At 70.8% G+C, this 18,263-nt stretch carries 12 protein-coding genes; 8 read left to right on the top strand and 4 right to left on the bottom strand.

Annotation, left to right across the window (positions count from 1 at the left end; genetic code table 11):
- Positions 1-267: 267 nt before the first annotated feature.
- The gene (locus tag BJ982_RS18225) at positions 268-1,620 is read left to right on the top strand and encodes an FAD-binding oxidoreductase (RefSeq protein ID WP_184881631.1); all 1,353 of its coding nucleotides are present in this window, start codon (positions 268-270) and stop codon (positions 1,618-1,620) included.
- Positions 1,621-1,633: 13 nt separating this feature from the next.
- Positions 1,634-2,893 carry an SAM-dependent methyltransferase gene (locus tag BJ982_RS18230; RefSeq protein ID WP_184881633.1) on the top strand — a complete coding sequence of 420 codons (1,260 nt, stop codon included), beginning with the start codon at positions 1,634-1,636 and terminating at the stop codon, positions 2,891-2,893.
- Between the two features lie 72 nt (positions 2,894-2,965).
- Here the strand turns inward: BJ982_RS18230 and BJ982_RS18235 are convergent, their stop codons facing one another.
- Positions 2,966-4,516, bottom strand: a complete 1,551-nt coding sequence (locus BJ982_RS18235) for a long-chain-fatty-acid--CoA ligase (protein ID WP_184881635.1) — start codon at positions 4,514-4,516, stop codon at positions 2,966-2,968.
- A gap of 179 nt (positions 4,517-4,695) precedes the next feature.
- Between BJ982_RS18235 and BJ982_RS18240 the strand changes: the two genes are divergently transcribed.
- Both BJ982_RS18240 and BJ982_RS18245 read left to right on the top strand, forming a co-directional pair.
- Positions 4,696-6,243 carry a GMC family oxidoreductase gene (locus BJ982_RS18240; RefSeq protein ID WP_184881637.1) on the top strand — a complete coding sequence of 516 codons (1,548 nt, stop codon included), beginning with the start codon at positions 4,696-4,698 and terminating at the stop codon, positions 6,241-6,243.
- A 46-nt stretch (positions 6,244-6,289) separates the two neighbouring features.
- A complete protein-coding gene (locus BJ982_RS18245) occupies positions 6,290-7,549 on the top strand; it encodes a cytochrome P450 (RefSeq protein WP_184881639.1) in 1,260 nt (419 codons plus the stop codon).
- A 12-nt stretch (positions 7,550-7,561) separates the two neighbouring features.
- On the opposite strand, the gene BJ982_RS18250 is transcribed toward BJ982_RS18245, so the two are convergent.
- Entirely contained in the window at positions 7,562-8,956 is a 1,395-nt protein-coding gene (locus tag BJ982_RS18250; RefSeq protein ID WP_184881641.1) for a hypothetical protein, read from the bottom strand.
- Positions 8,957-9,451: 495 nt separating this feature from the next.
- On the opposite strand from BJ982_RS18250, the gene leuS reads away from it, so the two are divergent.
- Positions 9,452-11,914, top strand: a complete 2,463-nt coding sequence (leuS, locus tag BJ982_RS18255) for a leucine--tRNA ligase (RefSeq protein ID WP_184881643.1) — start codon at positions 9,452-9,454, stop codon at positions 11,912-11,914.
- Positions 11,915-12,051: 137 nt separating this feature from the next.
- On the opposite strand, the gene lexA is transcribed toward leuS, so the two are convergent.
- Positions 12,052-12,765 carry a transcriptional repressor LexA gene (gene lexA / locus BJ982_RS18260; RefSeq protein ID WP_221482341.1) on the bottom strand — a complete coding sequence of 238 codons (714 nt, stop codon included), beginning with the start codon at positions 12,763-12,765 and terminating at the stop codon, positions 12,052-12,054.
- 670 nt (positions 12,766-13,435) lie between these two features.
- On the opposite strand from lexA, the gene nrdR reads away from it, so the two are divergent.
- The 3 genes from nrdR to BJ982_RS18275 all read left to right on the top strand — a co-directional run bounded on the left by nrdR (position 13,436) and on the right by BJ982_RS18275 (position 17,913).
- Positions 13,436-13,897: a transcriptional regulator NrdR gene (gene nrdR, locus BJ982_RS18265; protein ID WP_184881645.1), complete on the top strand. Its 462-nt coding sequence runs from the start codon at positions 13,436-13,438 to the stop codon at positions 13,895-13,897.
- 147 nt (positions 13,898-14,044) lie between these two features.
- Positions 14,045-16,912, top strand: a complete 2,868-nt coding sequence (locus tag BJ982_RS18270; protein WP_184881647.1) for a vitamin B12-dependent ribonucleotide reductase — start codon at positions 14,045-14,047, stop codon at positions 16,910-16,912.
- 113 nt (positions 16,913-17,025) lie between these two features.
- On the top strand, positions 17,026-17,913 hold the full coding sequence (locus tag BJ982_RS18275) for a diacylglycerol/lipid kinase family protein (RefSeq protein WP_184881649.1): 888 nt from the start codon (positions 17,026-17,028) through the stop codon (positions 17,911-17,913).
- 85 nt (positions 17,914-17,998) lie between these two features.
- Here BJ982_RS18275 and BJ982_RS18280 read toward each other — a convergent pair whose 3' ends face one another.
- On the bottom strand, positions 17,999-18,238 hold the full coding sequence (locus tag BJ982_RS18280) for a DUF2000 family protein (RefSeq protein ID WP_184881651.1): 240 nt from the start codon (positions 18,236-18,238) through the stop codon (positions 17,999-18,001).
- Positions 18,239-18,263 lie beyond the last annotated feature (25 nt).

Here is an 18,263-nt window from a genome sequence, read left to right on the forward strand (position 1 = left end):
CGGGATCCGGCGTCGCGCGCGACGCCCTCACGGAAACGAGCAAACGCTTGGTGTCGAGAGGCTCCACCGCGGCCGCGCACACCCGGACCCGCGGCGTCAACCCCTGTGCCACCGCGCTTCGCGGGGGGCCCCTGAGTTTGCGCGGGTTTAACGTGTCTACTCTGGTCGGTGATTATCCGAGGAGATAACGTGCTAGCGACGATCTCCGACGCTACGTTTCCAGGGGGTGGTGGCATGCCAGATCACACGGTAAAGACGACCGCCCGGATGACGGCACATCGCAGGGCCGTCGAGCAGATCAGGGAGTCGATCAGCGCCCTTCCCGAGGGCGCATCCCCGAGGCTCGCCAAGCCGACCACCAACCTCTTCCGCTTCCGGGACTCCGGCAGGGCCGCGGCGAAGCTGTCCGCCCGCGACCTGGACCAGGTGATCCAGGTGGACCCCGAGACCAGGACCGCCGAGGTCCAGGGTATGACGACCTACGAGCGCCTCGTGGACGCCACGCTGCCGTCCGGTCTCATGCCCTACGTCGTGCCCCAGCTCAAGACCATCACCCTCGGCGGCGCGGTCACCGGTCTCGGCATCGAGTCCACCAGCTTCCGCCACGGTCTGCCGCACGAGTCGGTCGAGGAGATGGAGATCCTCACCGGCGACGGCCAAATCCTCGTGGCCAGGGCCGACAACGAGCACGCCGACCTGTTCCGGGCGTTCCCCAACTCCTACGGCACCCTGGGCTACGCTCTGCGGCTGCGCATCAAGCTGCTGCCCGTCCAGCCGTACGTGCGGCTGACGCACGTCCCGTTCTCGGACGCCCACAAGTGCATGCTCGCCATGCAGGAGATCTGCGACAGCGGGCGCTACGACGGCGAGCCGGTCGACTTCGTGGACGGCACCTACTTCCATCCGGGCGAGATGTACCTCACGGTCGGGCAGTTCGCCGACCGCGCGCCGTACGCCTCGGACTACACCGGGATGCGCATCTACTACCAGTCGATCCGCACCCGCACGCGCGACTGGCTGACCGTCCGCGACTATCTGTGGCGCTGGGACACCGACTGGTTCTGGTGCTCGCGCGCCTTCGGGGTCCAGCAGCCGCTGGTCCGCTCCCTGATCCCCCGCCGCTGGCTGCGCTCGGACGTCTACCGCCGGCTCGTCGGCCTCAACCAGAAGTACGGCGTGACGGCCAGGATCGACCGGTGGCGGGACAACCCCGTGCACGAGTCGGTCATCCAGGACGTCGAGGTGCCGGCCGAGCGGGGCGCTGACTTCCTGGAGTTCTTCCAGGACAAGGTGGGCATGACGCCCGTGTGGATGTGCCCGCTCAAGGCCACCGAAGACTGGCCGCTCTACCCCCTGGAGCCGGGCAAGCTCTATGTGAACTTCGGATTCTGGGGCATGGTCGCCCTGCCGCGCGGCCAGTTCGACGGGTATCACAACAGGCTCATCGAGAGGAACGTGCACGAGCTGGGCGGCCACAAATCCCTGTATTCCACATCGTTCTACCCCCGTGACGAGTTCTGGCGTCTCTACAACGGCGACGCGTACTGGCCGGTCAAGCAGGCATACGACCCCCAGGGACGGCTGCTCGACCTCTACGACAAGTGCGTGCGGGGGCGTTGAGGAGGTTGGTTGGATGACACTCGCCCAGATCTTCGAGAAGGTCGTGGGGCCGGAGGCGAATGTGGCGTTCGCCGCCTACGACGGCAGCAAGGCCGGCCGTTCGGACGCCGACGTCCGCATCGAGGTCAAGACCCCGATAGCGCTCGCCTACCTCGCGCAGGCCCCCGGTGAGATGGGTCTCGCCCGCGCGTACATCGCCGGGCACATCGACGTGCAGGGGGACATGTACACCCTGCTGTCGGAGATGGCGCAGGTCACGCTGAACGACATCCCCCTCAAGGAGAAGGTGTCGATCGCGCGCTCGCTCGGGCTCAAGCCGTTGCTGATGCGGGTGCCCCCGCCCCCGCAGGAGGTCCGCCGCAGCGCCATGGCGCGGCTCGGCAGCCGTCACGCCAAGCAGCGCGACGCCGAGGCGATCCACCACCACTACGACGTCTCCAACCGGTTCTACGAGTGGGTGCTCGGCCCGTCCATGGCCTACACCTGCGCGGTGTTCCCCGAGGCGGACAGTTCGCTGGAAGAGGCGCAGTTCGCCAAGTTCGACCTGGTCGCCAAGAAGCTCGGCCTCAAGCCGGGCATGCGGCTGCTCGACGTCGGCTGCGGCTGGGGCGGCATGGTCATGCACGCGGCCAAGCACTACGGGGTCAAGGCGCTCGGCGTCACGCTCTCGCGCCAGCAGGCCGAGTGGGCGCAGAAGGCCATCGCCGAGGCCGGGCTGTCGGAGCTGGCCGAGGTCCGCCACCTGGACTACCGCGACGTGACCGAGACCGGCTTCGACGCGGTCAGCTCCATCGGCCTCACCGAGCACATCGGCAAGGACCAGCTCCCCGGCTACTTCGGCTTCCTGTACGGCAAGCTCAAGCCCGGCGGCAGGCTGCTCAACCACTGCATCACCCGCCCGACCGGCACCGAGCGCACCATCAACAAGGGCGGCTTCATCAACCGGTACGTCTTCCCCGACGGCGAGCTGGAGTCGGTCGGCTACCTGATCCGGCAGATGGAGGACCTGGGCTTCGAGATCCGCCACGAGGAGAACCTGCGCGAGCACTACGCCAAGACCCTCATGAAGTGGTGCGCCAACCTCGACGACCACTGGGAGGAGGCGCTCGCGGAGGTCGGCCGCGGCACGGCCCGCGTGTGGCGGCTCTACATGGCCGGCTGCGTCGTCGGCTTCGAGCGCAACAAGGTGCAGCTCCACCAGGTGCTGGGCGTCAAGCTGCGCGAGAACGGCGAGGCGGACGTCCCGCTGCGCCCCTCGCTGGACTGGCCCTGATCCACCGCCGGCCCGGCGGCGGCCCGCCCGTGAGTCTTGCTCACGGCGCGGCCGGCCGCCGGGCGGGCGCGGTCAGCGCAGCTCGCGCTTGAGGATCTTCCCGCTGGCGGTCATCGGGAAGGATTCGCGGAACTCCACCAGCCGGGGGTACTTGTAGGCCGCCATGGTGGCCCTGCACCACTCGACCAGTTCCTCCTCGGTGAGCGTCGCGCCCGGCTTGAGGATCACGTGCGCCTTGACCTCCTCGCCGAGGGACTCGTGCGGCACGCCGACGACCGCCGCGAGCGAGACCGCCTCGTGGGTCATCAGGACCTCTTCCAGCTCGCGCGGATACACGTTGAACCCGCCCCGGATGATCATGTCCTTGGCGCGGTCGACGATGAAGTAGAAGCCGTCGGCGTCCCGGGTCGCGATGTCGCCGGTCCGGAACCAGCCGTCCCTCATCACCTCGGCGGTGGCCTCCGGCCGGCCGTAGTAGCCCTTCATCACGTTGTGGCCGCGGACGGCGATCTCGCCGGGCCCCTCGCCCTCCACGGTGTTCCACTCCGCGTCGACCAGGCGCATCTCGACGCCCCAGATGGGCGTGCCCACCGAGCCGGGCTTGGTCGGCCGGTCCCGCTGGTTGAAGCTCGCCACCGGCGAGGTCTCCGACAGCCCGTACCCCTCCAGCACCGGCACGCCGAACGTCTTCTCGACGTCCTTGAGCACCTCGACCGGCAGCGACGACCCGCCCGCCACCGCCGTCCGCAGCGTGGCCGGCGCCGCGAGGCCCTGGGCGTGGACGGCGGTCAGCATGGCCCAGTACATCGTCGGGACCCCGGCGAAGAACGTCACCCGCTCCTCGCGCATGAGCGCCAGCGCGCCCGCCGGGTCGAAGCGCGGCATCAGCACCAGGCTCGCCCGCCGCCGGAACCCCACGTTCATGATCACGGTCTGCCCGAACGAGTGGAACAGCGGCAGCGTCGCGAGCAGGACGTCCTCGCCGGTCCGCTCGAACATCTCGTCGGAGACGATCGCGTTCATGAGCATGTTCTGGTGGCTCAGCTCGGCGCCCTTCGGCTGCCCGGTCGTGCCGCTCGTGTAGAGGATCACCGCCGTGTCGTCCGGCGCGGTGGCCGCGGTCTCGAACGTCCCGGAGTGTCCCCGCAGCGCGCCCCACAACGTCGGGACGCCGTCGATGCCGGACTCGGTGGCGAGCGGCGTGGCGGGCAGCAGGAAGAAGCCGTCGGCGTGCGGCCCGTCCGGGACGGCCTCGCGGAAGGCGGCGAGCCCGCGCTCCCCGAGCGGCAGGTCCGGGGTGCCCTCGAAGCAGAACAGCGCCTTGGCCCCCGAGTCGCGCAGGTGGTAGGCGATCTCGCGTGGCTGGAGCAGCACGTTGAGCGGGACGACCGCGGCGCCGGCCTTGAGGACGCCGTAGTAGACGACGGGGAAGTACGGCAGGTTGGGGCAGGCCAGGGCCACGGTGTCGCCCCTGCCGACACCCCGCGAGGCGAGGAGGTTCGCGACCTGGTTCGCCAGCGTGTCCACCAGCGCGTAGGACATCCGGACGTCGCCGGACACGACGGCCGTGCGGTCGGGGTGTTCGCGGGCGCTGTCCTCCAGGATGACGGACAGGTTGAGCATGGGCGGTCTCCTTTGGTGCGAGGACCTCGCGGGGCCGACGGGGGCGGTCACGCGGTCGCGAGGCTGGCGTCATCCTGGCAGCCCGGCGGCAGTAACGCTACTAATCGGTAACGAGCGTGGACGGACGGCGATGACCCGGCGTAAGTACGTGAGCAGTTGCGTACCACCCGGAGGCGGCAATGCAGTACGACTACGTCATCGTCGGGGCCGGCGCGGCGGGCTGCGTGCTCGCCAACCGGCTCTCGGCCGATCCCGCCGTGCGGGTGCTCCTGCTGGAGGCGGGCGGCGCCGACCGGCGCATGGAGATCCGGGTCCCCGCCGCCTTCTCCAAGCTCTTCAGGACCCGCTACGACTGGAACGTCACCACCGCCAAGCAGGTGGAGATGTCCGGGCGCCGGCTGTACTGGCCGCTCGGCAGGACGCTCGGCGGGTCGACGTCCATCAACGCCCAGATGTGGGTGCGCGGGCACCGGGCCGACTACGACGGCTGGAACCTGCCCGGTTGGTCCTACGAGGAGGTCCTGCCGTACTTCCGGCGCAGCGAGCGGCGGATCGGCTCCAACCGGGGCGGGGTGTACGGCACCGGCGGCCCCATGTTCGTCTCGGAGTTACGCGCTCCCAACGAGGCCACCCTGGCGTTCCTGCGCGCCTGTGAGGAGGCGGGGATGGCCCGGCTGGAGGAGCTGAACGGCCCCTCCAACGAGGGGTTCTCCCAGACGCCGGTCACCCAGGAGCGCGGCAGGCGGTGGAGCGCCGCCGACGGCTACCTCAGGCCCGCGATGAGCCGTCCCAATCTGACCGTGCTCACCGCGGCCCCGGCCCGCCGCGTGCTGCTGGACGGCTCGGGCCGGGCCACGGGGGTCGAGTACGGCGAGGGCAGACAGGTGACGGCCACCCGTGAGGTGATCGTCTCGGCCGGGGCGGTCGGGTCGCCGCGGCTGCTCATGCTCTCCGGCATCGGCGACCCCGCCGAGCTGCGGGCCGCCGGCGTCGAGCCCCGGCACGAGTTGCCCGGCGTGGGCCGCAACCTCATGGACCACCTGGCGGCCGGGATCGTCGTGGCGTGCCCGGCGCCGGTGACGCTGGCCTCGGCCGAGTCGCTCGGCAACCTGGCGCGCTACCTGTTCGGGCGCGGCGGGCCGCTGACCTCCAACGTGGCGGAGGCCGTCGCCTTCCTCAGGACCACTCCGCAGGAGCCCGCCCCCGACATCGAGCTGATCTTCGCGCCCGTGCCGTTCGTGGACCACGGCCTGAGCAGGCCGCCCGGGCACGGCGTCACCGTCGGCGCGATCCTGCTCCAGCCGGAGAGCCGCGGCCGGGTCACGCTGGACGGCGAGGGCGGCGTCGTGGTGGACCCGTGCTATCTCACCGCCGAGGCCGACGTGCGGCGCCTGGCCGCCGGGCTGGCGCGGGCGCGGGAGCTCACCGAGACCGAGGCGTTCCGGCCGTACGCGGGCGGGCCGATGCGGCCGTACGGCGGGGAGCGCACCCAGCCGGAACTGGCCCGCTACGCGCGCGAGACCGCCGAGACGCTCTACCATCCCGCGGGCACGTGCAAGATGGGCATCGACGACGACGCCGTGGTGGACCCGTCGCTGCGCGTGATCGGGGTGCCGGGGCTGCGGGTGGCCGACGCCTCGGTGATGCCGACGCTGAACCGCGGCCACACCCAGGCCCCGACCATCATGATCGCCGAAAAGGCCGCCGATATGATCCGCGCCTCTTGACGGCCGGAGGGATCTTTCCAACGATGGACGCGGAGGTGTGGGGGCGATGACGCTTGCTGTCACGGACATCGACCTGTCCGACATCCCCTTCTGGGGGTTGCCGCACGGCGCGCGCAACGACGCCTTCCGGCGGCTGCGCGAGCTCGACCGGCCGGTGTTCATGGCCGAGCAGCGCATCCCGTTCATCGGCGGGGGCAAGGGCTACTACGCGCTGGTCCGGCACGCCGACGTCACCGAGGCCAGCCGCAACGCGGGGGTCTTCAGCAGCGAGCCGACCTCCAACAGCATCCCCGACCTGCCGAGGTGGCTCGCGATCTACTTCGGCTCGATGATCAACATGGACGATCCCCGGCACGCCCGCCTGCGCCGGATCGTCTCGCGCGCGTTCACCCCGCGGATCCTGCGGAAGATGGAGGAGGACGTCGCCAGGGCGGCGCGCGAGGTTCTCGACGCGGCGATGGCGGAGGGGGCGGGGGACTTCGTCCCGCAGATCGCCGCCCGGCTTCCCGTCCAGGTCATCTGCGACATGATGGGCATCCCGCCGAAATATCACGACATGGTGCTACGGCACACCAACGTCGTCCTCGGCAACGCCGACGTCGAGTACACCGGCATCCGCCCCGACATGAGCCGCCTCAACGTCGCCCGCGGCATCGCCCGGCTGCTGCGCTCGGGCCACGCGCTCAACTCCCTGGCCCGCGGCCTCGGCCGCGAGCGGCGCGCCCGCCCGACCGGCGACCTGACCAGCCTGCTGGTGAACGGCGACGAACACCTGACCGCCCAGGAGCTCGGCTCGTTCTTCATCCTGCTCGTCGTGGCGGGCAGCGAGACCACCCGCAACGCCATCGCCCACGGGCTCAAGCTGTTCACCGACAACCCTGACCAGCGCGACCTGCTGCTCGGCGACCTGGATGGCCGCCTGCCCGGCGCCGTCGAAGAGATCATCCGCTGCGCCACCCCGGTGATCCAGTTCCGGCGCACGGTCACCCGCGACCACGAGATGAACGGCCAGAGGTACGTCAAGGGCGACAAGGTGCTGCTCTTCTACAACTCGGCCAACCGCGACGAGGCCGTGTTCGACGACCCGGACGTCTTCGACATCACCCGCAGCCCGAACCCCCACGTCGGGTTCGGCGGCCCGGGCCCGCACTACTGCCTCGGCGCCCACCTGGCGCGGCGGGAGGTCACGGTCATGTTCCGCGAGCTGTTCTCCCGCGCGCCCGGTGTCCACGCCATCGGCGAGCCCGACTACCTGCTCTCCAACTTCATCAACGGCATCAAGCACATGGGCTACCGCTTCGCCTGAGCCGCCCCGCCGTCAGGAGGTCGCCGCGGCCGGGCGGATCGAGGAGAACACCGTGTTGACGTCCGGCAGCAGTTCCTTCTTGCTCGCCGGCACCGCCATGTAGACGATCGCGGGAACGTCCGCGCCCGTGCTCGCCGCCGCGACCACCAGCGTGGTCTTGGTCCCGCCGGCCAGCACCTGGTAGGCGACCAGGCGCGCGGGCATGCCCCCGGCCGACACCCGCTGCTCGGCCGTCTTGACGACCTTGTTGCCCGCGGGGAAGAACTTGTTGCGCGCGGCGAACGCCACCGCGCTGATCACCGGGGTCAGCTCGGCGGGCTCGGAGGCGGAGTACTTGCCCGCCAGGCTCTTGGCCAGCGGGCCGGTCATGATCTGCGCGAACACCGGCGCGCCCGAGCCGTCGGTGCCGGCGGGCACGTACTGCCGCGTCGCGAACCCGTAGGTGGCGCGCACGTGCTCGGCGCGCGTGTCCAGTTGCCACGGCCCGCCGAGCCTGGGCACGGTCACGGCCCCCGCCCGGTCGGTGAGCGCGCCGATGCGCGGGGACGCCTCGCCGGAGTACTTCGGCAGCCTGCCGATGGACTGCGGCTTGGTGCTGGCCTGCGTGCCGGACGGCGAGGCCTTCGGCTTGCCCGTGCCCGCCTTGGCGGTCGGCTCCGCCGCTGCGGAGCCGGAGGAGGAGCTGAGCGGGCCGGCGAGGAACGCCCACAGCAGGGCCAGCACGAGCGCGACCGCCACGGAGGCCACGAGCGCGATCAGCCACACCTTCCTGCCGTCGCCGCCGTCGGCCTCCTCACCGATCGCCTCGTAGTTCTCGCCGAAGACGGTGTTCCACAGCTCCTGCTGGCGCTCGGGCGGCGGCGTCTTGGGGCCGCTGATCTGGCCGGCGGTGACGAACGGCTTGTCGGGATCCTCGGGGGAGAACGCCGGCCCCTGGTGACGCGGTGGCTGGTGTCCCGGCCGGTGCCCGCCGTCCGGGCCGCCGGGCCCGGGCCCGCCGGGACGCGTCGCCGGGCCGGGGACCCGCATGGTGGTCTCGGTGCCCGGCGGCACGTAGGGGCGCGCCTGGGGGCCGGTGTGCTGGGCGCCCATCTGCCGGGGGTCCATCTGCCGGGGGTCCATCTGCCGGGGGTCCATGTGCTGCGGGCCGGTCTGATGGGGGCCGGCCTGGTGGGGGCCCGTGGGCTGGGGGCCTGTGGGCTGGGGGCCTGTGGGGTGCGGACCGGTGGGCCGGGGCGCGTACGACTCCGGCGGGCGGGGCGGCTGCTGCGGGTGCGGCGCCGTCGCGGGGGCGCCGAACGAGCGCTGCTGCTCCCGGGCGGGCGGAGCGGGGGGCGGAGGCGGGGGAGGAGGCATTTCCGGCCACGCCGGGGGGCGCGTGGACTGGCTGGTCTGCTCAGGAGCCATCGCTGGCGAACCTCCCGACTTCATGCCCGGATTGGGGGTGCTGGGCATGATCTCATGGGGTGCGGGGGTGTCCGCAGGAGAATGCGAGAATGCCCGAGGCAGCCGCAGCCCTGTCGGATCGGTCGGCGGATCCTGCATCGGCAGGCCCTCTTGCGTGAATTGCGGGCCGCGTTCCCGGCCGATCGAGTTCGCCACGGCGAAAAGAGTAAACTAAAGGGACATATGAGGTCACAACGGATCTATCACCTTTAGGTACCTGTGTGAGATTCCGGAGCTTTCCTCTGGGGTGCCCCTGACCCACGCGGGGGCGGCCCGAACGCGAGGAAGGCGCATTGCCCGCTGCGCTACCCTTGAGCTATGCGTGGCAGGACCCTGCTTCTTGGCGGGCCGCGGCGACCGAGCTGAAGACCGGTCGGCGCGGCTGCCCCTCGTGGACACGAGGGGTTTCTTTATTGGTCCGGCCATCCACGCCGAGTCAACCGAGGGACATGGGCCGTGAGTGACGAGCAGTACGATCCGCAGGCGCTGCAGGTGAAGTGGCAGGCGCGCTGGGAAGAGCTGGACCCGTACCGGGCGGGCGAGGACGCCGCCGACGAGCGTCCGCGCAAATACCTGCTCGACATGTTCCCCTACCCCTCCGGCGACCTCCACATGGGGCACGGCGAGGTCTTCGCCATCGCCGACGTGCTGGCCCGCTACTGGTTCCAGCGCGGCTACAACGTCCTGCACCCCATCGGCTGGGACTCCTTCGGCCTGCCCGCGGAGAACGCGGCCATCAAGCGCGACGCCCACCCCGCCGAGTGGACGTACGCCAACATCGACACCCAGGCCAACTCCTTCAAGAGGTACGGCATCTCCTTCGACTGGTCGCGCCGCCTGCACACCAGCGACCCGGAGTACTACCGCTGGAACCAGTGGCTGTTCAACCGGTTCTACGAGCGTGGCCTGGCCTACCGCAAGGGCGGCCTGGTCAACTGGTGCCCCAAGGACCAGACGGTGCTGGCCAACGAGCAGGTCGTCGCCGGCCGCTGCGAACGCTGCGGCACCGAGGTCGTGCGGCGCGAGCTGACCCAGTGGTACTTCCGCATCACCGACTACGCCGACCGCCTGCTGGACGACATGGCCCAGCTGGAGGGTGGCTGGCCCGAGCGCGTGCTGACCATGCAGCGCAACTGGATCGGCCGCTCCGAGGGCGCCGACGTCCGCTTCGAGATCGAGGGCCGCGACGAGCCGGTCACCGTCTACACCACCCGCCCCGACACCCTGTACGGCGCCACGTTCTTCGTGGTCGCCGCGGACGCGGCGCTGGCCGAAGAGATCTGCGCGCCCGAGCAGCTGCCCGCGCTGCGCGCCTACCAGGCCGAGGTCGCCAAGCTGAGCGACATCGAGCGCCTGGCCACCGACAAGGAGAAGACCGGCGTCTTCCTCGGGCGCCACGCCGTCAACCCCGTCAACGGCGAGCGCATCCCGGTGTGGGCCGCCGACTACGTCCTGTCCGACTACGGCCACGGCGCGATCATGGCCGTGCCCGCCCACGACCAGCGCGACCTGGACTTCGCCCTGAAGTTCGGCCTGCCCGTGCGGGTCGTCGTCGAGACCGGCCTGCCCGACCCCGCCGAGACCGGCGCCGCCACCCCAGGCGAGGGCACCCTGGTCAACTCCGGGCCCCTGGACGGCCTGTCCAAGGTCGAGGCCATCGCCCGCATCGTCCAGATCCTCCAGGAACGCGGCACGGGCGCCGCCGCCGTCAACTTCCGGCTGCGCGACTGGCTGCTGTCGCGCCAGCGCTTCTGGGGCACGCCCATCCCGATCATCCACTGCCCCGACTGCGGCGAGGTCCCCGTCCCCGACGACCAGTTGCCGGTCACGCTGCCCGACCTGCGCGGCGAGGCCCTGGCGCCCAAGGGCGTCTCGCCGCTGGCCGGGGCCGCCGACTGGGTCGAGGTGGACTGCCCCAAGTGCGGCGGCCCCGCGCGGCGCGACACCGACACCATGGACACCTTCGTCGACTCCTCGTGGTACTTCCTGCGGTACTGCTCGCCCGGCTACGAGGACGGCCCCTTCGACGTCGAGCGCGTCCGGCGCTGGGGCCCGGTGGACCAGTACGTCGGCGGCGTGGAGCACGCCGTGCTCCACCTGCTGTACGCCCGGTTCTTCACCAAGGTCCTGCACGACATGGGCATGGTCGACTTCCCCGAGCCGTTCCTGCGCCTGCTCAACCAGGGGCAGGTCATCAACCAGGGCAAGGCGATGTCCAAGTCCCTGGGCAACGGCGTCGACCTGGGGGAGCAGATCGACGACTTCGGGGTGGACGCCGTCCGGCTGACCATGGTCTTCGCCGGCCCGCCCGAGGACGACATCGACTGGGCCGACGTCTCTCCGGCCGCGTCGCAGAAGTTCCTGGCCCGGGCGTTCCGCGTCGTGGCCGAGGCGGGCGCGGCCTCGGCGCCCGGCGCGGACCCCGCCTCCGGCGATCTGGAGCTGCGCAAGGTCACCCACCGGACGATCGACGAGGTCACCCGCCTGGTCGAGTCCTCCCGCTTCAACGTGGCCGTGGCCCGCATGATGGAACTGACCAGCGCGGCGCGCAGGGCCATCGACTCCGGCCCCGGCGCCGCCGACCCCGCCGTGCGCGAGGCCGCCGAGACGCTGGCCGTCATGCTGTCGCTGGTCGCCCCGTACGCCGCCGAGGAGGGCTGGGAGCGGCTCGGCCACGGCCCGACGATCGCGCGGGCGGGCTGGCCCGCCGCCGACCCGGCGCTGCTGGTCCAGGAGTCGGTCACCTGCGTCGTGCAGGTGGCGGGCAAGGTGCGCGACCGTCTGGAGGTCTCGCCGTCCATCTCGGAGTCCGCGCTGCAGGAGCTGGCCCTGGCCTCCGAGAAGGTGCGGCCGTACCTGTCGGGGACGCCGCGCAAGGTGATCGTGCGGGCGCCCAAGCTGGTCAACATCGTCCCCTGAGCCCCGCGGGGGCCTGCCGGACGGCATGCGAAACCGCCTGAACGTTCCCCGTGGGGACGCTCAGGCGGTTTCGTGGGCTTCGCCGCGCCCGGGCGGTGGGCGCCGGCGAGCGGCCGGATGCGGCGCCGCTCGCCCGGTCAGAGCTTGCGCAGGACCGCGGTCACCTTGCCGAGGACGGTGGCCTCGTCGCCGGGGATCGGGTCGTAGTTGGGGTTGTGCGGGACCAGCCAGACGTGGCCGTCCTTGCGCTTGAAGGTCTTCACGGTGGCCTCGCCGTCGATCATGGCCGCGACGATGTCGCCGTTGTCGGCCACCGGCTGCTGACGCACGACCACCCAGTCGCCGTCGGCGATGGCGGCGTCGATCATGGAGTCACCGGAGACCTGGAGCAGGAACAGCGTGCCCTCGCCCACGAGCTGCTTGGGCAGCGCGAAGACGTCCTCGACGCGCTCCTCGGCCAGGATGGGGCCACCGGCGGCGATGCGGCCCACCAGCGGCACGAACGCGGCCGTGGGGCGGGTCACCAAAGGCTCCTCCTCGCCGGGGCCGACCGGGTCGACCCAGAGCGCGGGCTCCCCGGGCAGGCGGACCTCCAGCGCGCGCGGACGGTGCGGGTCACGGCGCAGGTAGCCCTTGCGCTGCAGCGCGGTGAGCTGGTGGGAGACACTGGAGGTGCTGGTCAGCTGGACCGCCTCGCCGATCTCGCGCATCGACGGCGGATAGCCGCGCTGCTGCACCGAATCGCGGATCACCTCAAGGATCTTGCGCTGCCTCGGGGTGAGGCCCAGGGAGTCACGCCTGCGCACCGCGAGGTCGGTGACGACCGCGCCGCTCTCGTCTTGCTCGTTCATAGTCAACTCCTCCTCGCCGGGCACCCTCGGACGCGCCGCCACCTCAACGCCATGCCCGCCCGGCCGGCTGCCCGTCCGTGTTCCCGATGTCGCACACAGCGACAATAACGCCGTTCAAGATCGTCATCAAACAACTGTTCGAGATAATCCGAACGTGGTCGCCGGTCGGCGCATGACATCGTACGGGAGTTCGATCGATATCGTGTTCGACTTTCGCGATCTTACGCTGGTGAGGCGGGAAAGTCGATCACATGAGCGATCTCGGTCTGATGCGTCCCTTCTCGGGCGCTCCGGGGCCGGGCGCGGCGCCGGAGGCCCCGCACGGGCGCGACACGCCGGGGCGGGGGCCGTTCCCCCTGATCGGCGGGGGGTTCGCGATCCGGGGCCCCGCCGACTTGCGTTCATGGTGCGGCCCTCCTACGGTTGGACCACAACATCTAGTAGTTACACCGTTGTCGGTTGCCCATAGGTTGTGTTTCCGTGGGCGCACTGTGAGCACCCGCAGTGCGCGCGCATGCCTATTTCGGTTAATCCGGAATGGGCTCGCGAGCGTGGGGCGAATACGGAAACATGGGGCGGATTTTCCCCGGGATCGACCCTCCGGGGGGCCGCATTCACGGGGGTCCGGCCGGGTAACCGGTGGGGAATCGCGAGAAAAGGGAGGCGACACGTGCATTGCCCATTCTGTCGTCATCCAGACACCAGGGTGATCGACAGCCGGTCGACCGAGGACGGCGCGGCGATCAGGCGGCGCCGCACGTGCTCCCAATGCGGGCGCCGGTTCACCACCCAGGAGACGGTGTTGCTGATGGTGAGCAAACGCAGCGGCGTGACCGAGGCGTTCTCCCGGGACAAGGTCATCGCCGGGGTGCGCCGCGCCTGCCAGGGCCGTCCCGTCGGCGAGGACTCCCTCGCGCAGCTCGGGCAGCGCGTCGAGGAGAGCATCCGCGCGACGGGTTCGGCCGAGATCCCCTCCCACCAGGTCGGCCTGGCGATCCTCGGGCCGCTGCGCGAGCTCGACGAGGTCGCCTACCTGCGGTTCGCCTCCGTCTACCGCGGCTTCGAGACCCTCGCCGACTTCGAGGAAGAGATCGAGCAACTGCGCGCCTCGCGGGGCGCGGACCAAGACTGACCACTTCAGACACGACCAACACGCCCGGGGAGTCCGAAGGCCGTCGCACGCCGACGAACTCGCCGGGCGCCGGCGCCGGGGGATGTGCGCGGCGCGCGGATGTGTTCCGACATTAGGGCTCCACGGGGTCCCGGAAGGGGAAAGATCATGACGGAGACGGTGAGCGGTTCAGTGGGGCGCGGGGGCAAGCGGGCCTCCAAGGGCCTGAAGGTCAGGCGCATCCACACCACGCCCGGCGTGCACCCGTACGACCAGGTGCGCTGGGAGCGCCGTGACGTCGTCATGACCAACTGGCGGGACGGCTCGATCAACTTCGAGCAGCGGGACGTCGAGTTCCCCGACTTCTGGTCGGTCAACGCCGCCAACATCGTCACCACGAAGTACTTCCGCGGGGCCGTGGGCACCCCGCAGCGCGAGACCGGCCTGCGCCAGCTCGTCGACCGGGTCGTGGGCGTCTACACGCGCACCGGCCGCGAGAACGGCTACTTCGCCACCGAGGAGGACGCCGAGATCTTCGACCACGAGCTGAAGCACGCGCTGATCCACCAGATCTTCAGCTTCAACTCGCCGGTCTGGTTCAACGTCGGCACCGCCTCCCCGCAGCAGGTCTCGGCGTGCTTCATCCTCGCCGTGGACGACCAGATGGAGTCCATCCTGGAGTGGTACAAGGAGGAGGGCATCATCTTCAAGGGCGGGTCCGGGTCGGGGGTCAACCTCTCCCGCATCCGCTCCAGCAAGGAGCTCCTGTCCAGTGGAGGCACCGCCAGCGGCCCGGTGTCGTTCATGCGCGGCGCCGACGCCTCCGCGGGCACCATCAAGTCGGGCGGGGCCACCCGCCGGGCGGCCAAGATGGTCGTCCTCGACGTCGACCACCCCGACATCGAGGAGTTCATCGAGACCAAGGCCCGCGAAGAGGACAAGATCCGCGCCCTGCGCGACGCCGGCTTCGACATGGACCTCGGCGGCAAGGACATCGTGTCCGTCCAGTACCAGAACGCCAACAACTCCGTGCGCGTCTCCGACGAGTTCATGCGCGCCGTGGAGGGGGGCGAAAGCTTCGGGCTGCGCGCCCGGCTGAGCGGCGAGGTGATCGAGCGGGTCGACGCCAAGGCGCTGTTCCGCAAGATGGCCCAGGCTGCATGGGAGTGCGCCGACCCCGGCGTGCAGTACGACGACACCATCAACGACTGGCACACCTGCCCGGAGACCGGGCGCATCACCGCCTCCAACCCGTGCTCGGAGTACGTCCACCTGGACAACTCCTCCTGCAACCTGGCGAGCATCAACCTGCTCAAGTTCCTGCGCGAGGACGACACCTTCGACGTCGAGGGCTTCGTCAAGACGACCGAGCTGATCATCACCGCGATGGACATCTCGATCACCTTCGCCGACTTCCCCACCGACAAGATCGCCGAGACCACGCGCGCCTACCGCCAGCTCGGCATCGGCTACGCCAACCTCGGCGCCCTGCTGATGGCCACCGGCCACGCCTACGACTCCGAGGGCGGGCGCGCCGCCGCCGCGGCGATCACGAGCCTGATGACGGGCGCGTCCTACCGCCGCAGCGCCGAGCTCGCCGCGATCGTCGGCCCCTACGACGGCTACAAGCGCAACGCCGAGGCCCACAAGCGCGTCATGCGCAAGCACTCCGCCGCCAACGACGGCCTGCGCGGCATGGACACCCTGGACAAGCCGATCCTGGCCGAGGCCACCCGCCAGTGGCAGGAATGCCTGCGTCTCGGCGAGAAGAACGGCTACCGCAACGCCCAGGCCTCGCTGCTCGCGCCCACCGGCACCATCGGGCTCATGATGGACTGCGACACCACCGGCATCGAGCCCGACCTCGGCCTGGTCAAGTTCAAGAAGCTCGTCGGCGGCGGGTCGATGCAGATCGTCAACCAGACCATCCCCCGCGCGCTGCGCAAGCTCGGCTACCAGCCCGAGCAGGTCGAGGCCATCGTCGAGTACATCGCCGAGCACGGCCACGTGATGGACGCCCCCGGCCTGCGGGCCGAACACTACGAGGTGTTCGACTGCGCCATGGGCGAGCGCGCCATCGCGCCGATGGGCCACGTCCGCATGATGGCCGCCACCCAGCCGTTCCTGTCGGGCGCCATCTCCAAGACCGTGAACCTGCCCGAGTCGGCCACCGTCGAGGACATCGAGCAGGTCTACCTCGAAGGCTGGCGGCTCGGTCTGAAGGCCCTCGCGGTCTACCGCGACAACTGCAAGGTCGGCCAGCCGCTCTCGCTCGCCAAGAAGGGCGACGACGCCAAGAACGTCAAGGACGTCAAGGACGCGGCAGAGGCGAAGGCCGCCGAGCCCGTCGTCCAGGTCGTCGAGGTGCCGCGGCCGCAGCGCCGCCGCCTGCCGAACCAGCGTCCGAGCACCACGACCCGCTTCACGGTCGCCGGCGCCAAGGGGTACATGACCGCCTCGTCCTACCCCGACGACGGCCTCGGCGAGGTCTTCCTGAAGATGTCCAAGCAGGGGTCCACCCTCGCGGGGGTCATGGACGCGTTCTCGGTGGCGATCTCGGTGGGCCTGCAGCACGGCGTCCCGCTGGACACCTTCGTCAGCAAGTTCATCAACATGCGGTTCGAGCCGGCCGGCATGACCGACGACCCGGACGTCCGCATGGCCGCCTCGGTCGTCGACTACATCTTCCGCCGCCTGGCGCTCGACCACCTTCCGTACGCCGAGCGGGCGGCCCTCGGGGTCTTCTCGGCTGCCGAGCGCGCCGCCCAGCAGCGCGGGGAGGACCCGGGCGCGGTCCAGGAGGTCATCATCGACACGGCGGAGCTGGCGCAGTCGGCCCCCATCGAGGAGAAGCCGGCCGCGCCGGCCCCGGCCGCCGTGCCGACCGCGCGCGAAAACGGCGCGGCCCCGGCCCTGGAGAGCCACCAGGGCCGTACGGCGGACGCCCCGCTGTGCCTGACCTGCGGCACCAAGATGCGTCCCGCGGGAAGCTGCTACGTCTGCGAGGGCTGCGGCAGCACCAGCGGCTGCAGCTGAGCGCGGTGTCCCGGCTCCGGCCGGAAACCGGGTGGGGGCGGCGGGCCGAAGGTCCGCCGCCCCCGCGCGCTCCGCGACCGGTGAAGGGCGTTTTCCTGGGTAGTCCAGGCGTCATGTCACCTACGGTCGCGGTCATCGCTCACAAGAAGAAGACGCTCGGCGCCGGGCTGGACCGTCTGCGCGTGCTGATCAGCGAGCAGGACGTCGGCGAGTTGCTCTGGTACGAGGTGCCCAAGTCCAAGAAGGCGCCCAAGCGGGTCGCGAAGGCGCTGAAGAAGGGCGCCGATCTGGTGTTCGTCTGGGGCGGCGACGGCATGGTGCAGCGCTGTTCCGACGTGATGGCCGGCTCGGGGGTCCCGATGGCGATCCTCCCGGCCGGCACGGCGAACCTTTTCGCCCGGGACCTCGGCATTCCCATCGACCTTGAGGAGGCCGTGCGCCTCGGGTTCCAGGGCCGGCGCAGGAAGCTGGACCTGGGCAAGCTGAACGGCGAGCACTTCGCGGTCATGGCCGGCGCGGGCTTCGAGGCCGAGATGATCGCCGACGCCGACGGCGGCAGCAAGGGCCGGCTCGGGCGCCTGGCGTACGTGAGCGCCGCGGTGCGGCACGTCGGCGGGCCGCTGGTGCCGATGACGGTCAAGGTGGACGGCGTCACCTGGTTCGAGGGCAAGGGGAGCTGCCTGCTGCTCGGCAACATCGGCACGATCACCGGCGGCATCCGCGCCTTCGACGACGCCCGCCCCGACGACGGCTGGCTGGAGGTCGGCGTCTCCACGGCGCAGGGGCCCATCCAGTGGGCGCGCGTGCTGGGCCGCATGACCGCGGGGCGCAGCGACGAGTCGCCGTTCGTCCGGATCACCCGGGCCAGGGAGGTGACGGCCGAGTTCGGCGCGCCGCTCATGTACGAGCTGGACGGCGGTGACCGCGAGCCGGTCGACCGGCTGGAGGCGCGCGTCGTGCCCGGTGCGCTGACGGTCTGCGTCCCGGAGGCCGCGCGGTAGGCGTGCCTTCCGCCCTTCCCTGAGTGGCGCAGAAGGGGTGCGGCCGGCCGGTGTCCCGCCTGTCCGGCCGCAGCGGCCCGCGACGTCATTCGTGCAGAGGGAGCCGCCTGGTCAGCGCGGTGACGCGGCCACGCGGCCCGAACACCCCGACGGCGACGAACTCGACCTCGTCGCCGGGCGTGGCGGCCAGGTCGGCGAGATAGACGTCGTAGTCCCTGGCGCGCCGGGCCACCTCGTTGAAGCCGACGGTGATCAGCTCCTCGTCGGCCCCGGCCTTGGCGTGCAGGTCCGCGAGTTCGGCGGGCGTGGCCGTCAGGACGGGCACGGCGATCACTACACTGGGGCCGTCG

The organism is Sphaerisporangium siamense (genome assembly GCF_014205275.1).
Lineage (GTDB): Bacteria > Actinomycetota > Actinomycetes > Streptosporangiales > Streptosporangiaceae > Sphaerisporangium > Sphaerisporangium siamense.